This window comes from Caballeronia sp., from assembly GCF_049581465.1.
GTDB lineage: Bacteria > Pseudomonadota > Gammaproteobacteria > Burkholderiales > Burkholderiaceae > Caballeronia.
Map to the genome: position 1 here is coordinate 1 of NZ_JBAUSA010000532.1, position 1,687 is coordinate 1,687.

Genomic DNA, 1,687 nt, shown 5'->3' on the forward strand with positions numbered 1-1,687 from the left:
AACACTGGCAGCCCGAATTTCTCAAGTGGTGGATGGACATGGGTCCCGAGAATTCGCACACCACCGATGTGTACCTGCGCACCGCCGTCAGCGTCCACCCGAGCGGCTGGGCGCATTTCGACTACGTGAAAATGCCCGACTACCGTTGGGGGATCTTCCTCTCCCCCGCCGACGGCGAGCGCAAGGTCAGTTTCGGCGATCATAAGGGCGAGCCGGTCTGGCACGACGTTCCCGGCGAGCACCGCGCCAACCTGCGGCGCATCATCGTCACACAAGGCGACACGGAACCCGCCTCGGTCGAGCAGCAGCGCCATCTCGGACTCACCTGTCCGTCGCTGTACGACTTGCGCAATCTATTCCAGGTCAATGTCGAAGAGGGACGTCATCTATGGGCCATGGTGTACCTGCTGCATCGCTACTTCGGCCGCGACGGCCGTGAAGAGGCCGAGGCGCTGTTGCAACGGCGCTCCGGAGATCGCGATAATCCGCGCATTCTGGGCGCGTTCAATGAAAGAACTCCCGACAGGCTGGCGTACTTCATGTTCACCTACTTCACAGACCGGGACGGAAAGTTCCAGCTCCTGGCCCTGACCGAGTCCGGCTTCGATCCCCTGGCACGCACCACCCGCTTCATGTTGATGGAAGAGGCACATCACATGTATGTAGGCGAGTCCGGCGTCGGCCGCGTCATTCACCGCACCTGCGAAGCGATGGCCGAACACAAGACCGATGATCCGGCCAGTCTCCGCGCGCTGGGCATCATCGACCTGCCGACCATCCAGCGCTACCTGAACTTTCATTTCAGCGTCACCATCGATCTGTTCGGCGCGGATGTCTCATCGAACGCCGCCACGTTTTACTCGAGCGGCCTGAAGGGGCGCTACGAGGAGACCAAATTCAACGACGACCATCTTCTGCGGGATGCGACTTATCCCATCATGCAAATCATCGACGGCCGCATCGCGGCCGGCGAGGCACCCGCTCTCAATGCGCTCAACGAGAAGCTTCGTGACGACTACATCAAGGATACCGTGGCGGGTATCGGGCGCTGGAACCGCATCATCCAAAAGGCCGGAATCCCGTTCGAATTGACCGTCCCGCACAAGGCCTTCAATCGGAAAATCGGACCGCTGGCGGGGCTCAAGATCGCCCCCGACGGACGCGTCATCAGCGAGGCCGAATGGGCCGCCAACCAGCGTGAATGGCTCGCCACCGACGAGGATCGGGCCTTCGTCGCTTCCTTGATGGGCCGCGTGTCCGCTCCGGGTGCATACGCCAATTGGATATCGCCGCCGACGCTGGCGATCAACAAGCAACCGCGAGATTTCGAGTTCGTGCGCTTCAACTAGGCGAACCGATCCCGATCAGTCGTACCAGGCGGGCGACTTACGCACCGTGCGAAAGAACTCCATGCTGTGGCCGATCCAGAGCTGCGCCCCGGTGCGCCGCAGCAGTTCCTCGACTTTCCGGCGTGACTCAGCCGTTCCCGTGGTCTTTTCCTCGTCCGGCATGCGCTTCAGCTCGCGCTCTTCCGGGTAGTGGTATAGGTCGCCCGACAACACGACGGGTCCGGTGTTCTTCAGGCGCACCAGCAATGAGCAGTGCCCCTCCGTATGTCCCGGTGTTGCGAGCACGACGACCGTGCCGTCCCCGAACACATCATGGTCGCCGCTGAGGAGCACCGTCT

At 61.9% G+C, this 1,687-nt stretch carries 1 protein-coding gene and 1 pseudogene; one reads left to right on the plus strand and one right to left on the minus strand.

What is annotated here, in order from left to right:
• Window positions 1-1,349, plus strand: a 1,349-nt coding sequence (gene boxB, locus WCA53_RS13165) for a benzoyl-CoA 2,3-epoxidase subunit BoxB (protein WP_423910606.1), incomplete at its 5' end; no start/stop codon positions are given.
• Between the two features lie 15 nt (window positions 1,350-1,364).
• Here the strand turns inward: boxB and WCA53_RS13170 are convergent.
• Window positions 1,365-1,687: pseudogene (locus WCA53_RS13170) on the minus strand (N-acyl homoserine lactonase family protein); the annotation flags it as partial.